The sequence below is a fragment of the Erythrobacter epiphyticus genome (genome assembly GCF_034653295.1).
Lineage (GTDB): Bacteria > Pseudomonadota > Alphaproteobacteria > Sphingomonadales > Sphingomonadaceae > Erythrobacter.
In genome coordinates, this window is the sequence record NZ_JAYEEU010000039.1 from 1 (window position 1) to 1,183 (window position 1,183).

Annotated in this window: 1 protein-coding gene; it reads left to right on the forward strand. The window is 67.0% G+C overall.

Going from position 1 to position 1,183, the window contains the following annotated elements:
* Positions 1–93: 93 nt before the first annotated feature.
* A partial coding sequence (tnpC, locus tag SOQ14_RS14395; RefSeq protein WP_322898796.1) for an IS66 family transposase occupies positions 94–1,183 on the forward strand: 1,090 nt, incomplete at its 3' end.

The following is a 1,183-nucleotide window of genomic DNA, read 5'->3' on the forward strand; positions in this document are numbered from 1 at the left end:
GTCTGGACTGGCGCCGCGTGCATGGCGGACGCCGTCCGATCGCGCCCCAGCTTGCCGCTTGACGGGGTGCGTGCGGACTGATTCAACCTACACATGCTGATGGAAGCGGACCTTCCCGATGACGTTGACGCGCTGCGCGCGCTCGTCCTCGAACAGGCCCGCGCATTGGCCGATCTCACAGATGCCAAGGGCAAGGCCGATGCCCGGATCGAGCGCCTGCAGGCGATCATCGAAGCGTTCCAGCGGCACCGGTTTGGCCGCAAGTCCGAGCAGCTCGATCCCGATCAGTTCGAGCTGGCGCTGGAAGATATCGAGACCGCGCTGGGCAGCGCGCAGGCCGCGCGTGATGCCGCGCTGCCCAAGGCCAAGGGCGAACGTCCGCGCAAGACCAACCGCGGTGCGTTGCCCGCCCATCTCGAGCGGATCGAGCAGGTCGTCGATGTCGAGGATAAAGCCTGCCCGTGCTGCGCCGGCGCGCTCCACCAGATCGGCGAGGATGTCGCCGAACGCCTCGATGTCGTTCCCACCACCTTCCGCGTGCTGGTCACCCGCCGCCCGCGCTATGGCTGCCGCTCGTGCGAGAGCGCGGTCGTGCAGGCTCCGGCACCGGCACGGATCGTCGAAGGCGGCATTCCCACCGAGGCACTGATCGCGCAGGTGCTGGTATCCAAGTATGCCGATCACCTGCCGCTCTACCGGCAAGCTCAGATCTATGCCCGGCAGGGCATCCAACTGGATCGCTCCACCCTTGCCGACTGGGTCGGACGCGCGGCCTGGTATCTGCGCCCCTTGCGCGATCACATCCTCGAGCGATTGCGACGATCCGAGCGGCTGTTCGCCGACGAGACCACCGCACCCGTGCTCGAGCCGGGACGCAGGAAGACCAAGACCGGTCAGATCTGGACCTATGCCTGCGATGACCGACCTTGGGGCGGCAGTGACCCGCCGATGGTGGCCTATGTCTACGCTGCTGATCGCAAGACCGAGCGACCCGAAGCGCATCTCCATGGCTTTGCAGGCATCCTGCAGGTCGACGGCTATGGCGCCTATGCGGCGCTTGCCCGGCGTCACCAGCAGATCCGCCTCGCGTTCTGCTGGGCGCACGTGCGCCGCAAGTTCTACGAGCTTGCCGAGAGCTCGCCAGTGGCCGCCGACGTGCTGCGCCACGTTGCTTCCCTCTACG